A 4,556-nucleotide genomic window follows, 5' to 3' on the forward strand; every position below is an offset into this window, starting at 1 on the left:
TGTACGGCTCCCTGCGCGCAGGCACGCGCAGAGACCTGATCTGCAAACTCCAGGAAGCCCGCATCTTCCACGATTTCTGGATTCTCGCCGGAGCCGACGGCGGCTGGAACTGGGAACCCCTGGCCACCCGCGACCTCGCCGCCATCCGCGCCGTGCGCCTGCCCGAAGCCTGGCGCAACCGCGGCGCGGAATCCGGAAAACGCCTGCGCCAGCTCCAGTGCGAAGCCCTCTCCCGACTCCCGAAATCCCAGCCCCCCCGCGCCCTCAACGCCCCGCCCCTGCCCGAAGAGTAAAGGCAGAAAAGGCAGGAAGAGAGGAAAGGCAGAAAAGGCAGGAAAGGCATGCGGGGGAAATAATTCCCCCCGCACCCCCCTGTTTCTGCCGTGCGGCTGCGCCGCCCGGCAGGACAGGGTGAACGGGAAGATTATGCCGAAGCGAAGGGCGAAGGGGGGAGTGTCTGCCGGAAGGCCGTCGCTCAACGCTCTGGGGCCCCGGGCGACATCAGGAGCCCGGCCGACGGGCATCAGTAGCCGGAATTCATTTCCGGCGTTAAACGCAATGCCCGTCGTACAAGTCCCGCAGACAGTACAGCGTGTCTTGCACAGACGGGACTGCGTGCTCTTCGGAGGCCTGCAAGGTCAGAAATAATTCCCCCCGCGCCCCCCTGTTTCTGCCGTGCGGCTGCGCCGCCCGGCAGGACAGGGTGAACGGGAAAATTATGCCCGAAGCGAAGGACGAAGGGGGGGAGTGCCTGCCGGAAGGCCGTCGCTCAACGCTCTGGGGCCCGCGACCTGTCTTCAGACGGTCGCGCCGACGGGCATAAGTAGCCGGAACTCACTTCCGCCGTTAAACGCAATGCCCGTCGTGCAAGTCCCGCAACCTGTGCAGACTGTCTTGCGCAAACGGGCGATGGCGGACGCCGGGGCGTTTTCGTCCATCACGTTTTTTCTCAGGCTTGCTACCATTCCTCACGGCTGCGGAGCAGGGCGAGCATACGGGCTTCGCAGGAGCTTTTTTGTTCGGGGGTGAGGGCGGTGAAGGTGAGGGCGCGGGTAGGGCACGAAGCCACGCAGGGGGGAGACTCGGTTTCGGGGTTGAAGAGGCCGTTGCAGAGGTCGCATTTGATCATGGGGCTGCGCGGAGCGGCGAACGAGGGCACGTGGAAGGGGCAGGCTCTGAGGCAGGCGCGGCAGCCGATGCAGGTGTGTTCGTCCACGGTGACGAGGCCGTTTTCCTGTTTGTGAATGGCGCCTGCGGGGCAGGCTTCGAGGCAGGCGGGCGTGTTGCAGTGCAGGCAGGCCACGGAAGCGTGGCGCAGACGGGGCATGGTTTCTTCTTTTGTCCACAGGGTATCCAGGCGTCGGCGGCAGGCGTTCTGCGGAGTGTCGCGCCAGGTTTTGCAGGCAACCACGCAGCCGTGACAGGCAATACAGCGTTCCGGGTCGAAGGTGATGGCGTATTCCTTCATGAGGCATCCTTTTCGGCGGGGCAGACGCGCGCGACGTTTACGAGGGTCTGACTGCCCATGGCGGTGATGAGGGGATCGGCGCTTTTTTCCATGTCCGGGGAGTAGAGCAGGTTCACGTTGGCGCCGCCGTCGAGCAGGGGCAGGTCGGGCAGGCCGAGTTCGGCGCAGCCCTGCCACCAGCCGTGCAGCAGCATGACCGTGTCTTCGCGGATGCCGGGATAGTACATGGCCTTCACAAGAAGAAAGCCGTGGGGAGAGGTGACGCGCACGGTATCGCCGTCGGCAATGCCGAGGGCCCGGGCCCTGTTCGGATGGATGTGCAGACAAGGCTCCTTTTCCACCTCGCGCAGCAGAGGAACGTTGCGCTGCCAGCCTGCGGAAAAGCTCCGCGAGGTGTGATAGTCGGAAAGCACGAAGGGGTAATCCTTGAGGAGTTCCGGTGTGCCGGACACGCTTTCCACGGGTTCTCTCCAGCCGGGCAAGGGCGCAAAGCCCGCCTCTTCAAAGCTGGTATTGTAGAGCGCCACCTTGCCCTGAGGCAGGAAGGGACTTTTGTCGAGGCGCGAGCTGGGCGTGGAGAAGACTTTTGCGTAGTTTTCGTAGGTGCGCCGGCCGGCGGGCGGATACACGATGCCCGTGCGGTGGGAACGCAGTTCGTCCATGGTCATGCCGAGCGGTTCGAGCTGCCAGTCCATGCAGGCGTTGATGTCGCCGTTCCAGAATTCGTCGCCGTAGCCGAGGGCGGTGCCGATGTCGAGAATGATCTGCTGCATGGAGCGGCCTTCGCCCACGGGATCAGCCGCCCGGCTGCGCGCCATGATGAACGGGCCGCGCACCTCGAACGGATGATCGATTTCATAGGGCGTGAGTGCGGGCAGCACGATGTCGGCCCAGGGCATGTCTGCGGTGCGGTGGGTGTCGATGACGACATAGAAATCCAGCTTTTCCAGTGCCCTGATGACGCCTCGCGGATTGCGGGTGCTCACCGTGGGCTGCGAGCCGGGCGCAATGATGGCGTGAATGGTCGGATGCTCGGAAACAACGTCGGCAAAAAGGCGCGGATACGCGGCCGAGGTGCCTTCGCGGAACGGCTGAAACGCGCGGGGGAATTCCGGTCCCACGATTTTTTCCAGCCATTCCGGGGTGTACCTGTCCCTCATCTGAACGCTGCGCGGCGCGGGCATGGTGGAGCCCGGCCCGGCAAACAGATTGCCGCCCGGCCTGTCGAGATGCCCGGTAACGGCCATGAGCATGGCTATGGCGCGGATGGCGTCGCTGGCGGAAGGGGCGTGTTCGAGACCGTTGCCCACATCGATGGTGGCCCGGGGCGTGGTGGCGTAGGTGCGGGCCATTTCCTCAATGACCGCAGCCGGTACGCCGCAGATGCCTTCGGCCCACGCCGGACTGAACTGACGCACGTGTTCGGCAAGCCTGTCGTAGCCGAAGCACCACCGATCAACGAAATTTTTGTCGATGAGTCCTTCGCCCGTGACGACGTGGAGCATGGCAAGGGCGAGAGCGGCATCGGTACCGGGGCGAACGGGAATCCAGTCGGTGGCGAAACTGCCGTCGGCTTCGATGGAGGGCTTGATGGCGTAAATGCGCGCGCCGCGAAGCCGGGCTTCCACGAGCGCTTCGGCCGTGCCCAGCGGCGGCCCGGAATACACCGGCTGCCTGCCCCAGATGAGAATCACGTCGGCATTTCTGTAGTCCGGCGAGGGCCGCGCCCCTATCGTGTGGCAGAAGCCGAAATGAAGCTGCATGGCGCAAATGCCGCTGTGCCCGTAGTTGGGACTGCCGTGCGCCACGAGCAGACGATACAGATATTCGCTGTAGTCGCGCCGCGCCGGAGAAAGCACTGCCAGCGATTCCGGTCCGAACGCCGCCTTCTGCGCCTTCAGCGTGTCCGCCACAATGCCGAGCGCTTCATCCCAGCTTATGGGCTCGAAGCGGCCTTCGCCCTTTTTGCCCGTGCGCCGCAGCGGCGTGGTGATTCTGTCGGGAGAATAGACCCACTGCGCCGCCGCATGAGCCTTGCAGCACAGCCCGCCCCTGTTGTGCGGCGCTTCCTTCATGCCCGCTACCCGAAGCAGACGCCCGTCGCGCTCAAACGCGTACACCGCACAGTTCGCCCGCGGCCCGCACATGCCGCACCACGTGGGCACTGCCCGTTCCCCGCGCCGCGCCGCCAGCGCCTCCGCTTCCTCCAGCGTGAACGCTCCGCTCCTGTCCCATGCGTCGGTAACCTTGTGAGGCATGCTCCCTCCCTTGCTGTGATCTTCAAACATAGGCGGCCGACTGCCCGAATGTCAAACAAGTCAAAGGCAGGAAAGGCAGAAAAGGCAGGAAAGACATGCGGGGGAAATAATTCCCCCCGCGCCCCCCTGATTCTGCTTCGCAGCTGCGCTGCTTCAGCAGGACAGGGTGAACGGGAAGATTATGCCCGAGGCAAAGGGCGAGGGGGAGAGTGGAGGCCGGAAGGCCGTCTCTCAACGCTCCGGGGGCCCGGGCGACGCCGTGCAGCAAAAAGTGTTTCCCCTGAAGGCAGAGGTCGAAACACGGTCGAGCCCCAAAAACGGCCGGATTCAAAGCGTGGCCGAAGTCAAAACGATCTCTCCCTGATTTTTTCCCCTCGTACGGCTCTGATTCCTGTTTCGATTCAGGGCTGCACCCCAAACAATGACGTCACGTTGGCACTTTCACACACGAACGCTCAACGTCTCCCTGTCATCTGGAAATCCCATCCTTTGACACGACTGTCCGGCGGAGGCCGGACAGGAGTCGGCCACCGCAGGTGGGCGCAGCAGCGCACACCTGCACTGAGTCCGCAGCCCGAACGGCGTCTGCCAGGGACTCCGGCACCCGCGGTCTCGGCCTTTCCAAACTCCCGCCCATTTTCGGCAATGCCCTTTGCCTGCACACCCGCCCCGCCGAGGGCGAAGCCTGAGGCGGAACCAGGGGGGTGCGGGGGGAATTATTTCCCCCGCATGCCTTTCCTCTCTTCCTGTCTTTCCTGCCTTTTCAGTTGCGGGGGGAGGGTTTTTGCGGCAGTAGAGGGGGCAGGAGGGGTTTGAGATGAGTCGGCGGC

At 64.2% G+C, this 4,556-nt stretch carries 2 protein-coding genes and 1 pseudogene; 1 reads left to right on the forward strand and 2 read right to left on the reverse strand.

Going from position 1 to position 4,556, the window contains the following annotated elements; translation table 11 throughout:
• A pseudogene (locus tag ACZM96_RS09730) lies at window positions 1-293 on the forward strand (hypothetical protein); the annotation flags it as partial.
• A gap of 665 nt (window positions 294-958) precedes the next feature.
• Here ACZM96_RS09730 and ACZM96_RS09735 read toward each other — a convergent pair.
• Both ACZM96_RS09735 and ACZM96_RS09740 read right to left on the reverse strand, forming a co-directional pair.
• On the reverse strand, window positions 959-1,468 hold the full coding sequence (locus tag ACZM96_RS09735) for a 4Fe-4S dicluster domain-containing protein (RefSeq protein WP_489488811.1): 510 nt from the start codon (window positions 1,466-1,468) through the stop codon (window positions 959-961).
• Window positions 1,465-3,726, reverse strand: coding sequence for a molybdopterin-containing oxidoreductase family protein (locus tag ACZM96_RS09740; protein WP_489488812.1), 2,262 nt, complete (start codon window positions 3,724-3,726; stop codon window positions 1,465-1,467). Before ACZM96_RS09740 ends, ACZM96_RS09735 begins: the two co-directional genes overlap by 4 nt.
• Between the last annotated feature and the right edge of the window lie 830 nt (window positions 3,727-4,556).

The organism is Mailhella sp. (assembly GCF_057866825.1).

Coding starts and splice junctions, on each gene's coding strand:
- ACZM96_RS09740 (WP_489488812.1), bottom strand. CDS start 3,726: ATGCCTCACAAGGTTACCGACGCATGGGACAGGAGCGGAGCGTTCACG.
- ACZM96_RS09735 (WP_489488811.1), bottom strand. CDS start 1,468: ATGAAGGAATACGCCATCACCTTCGACCCGGAACGCTGTATTGCCTGT.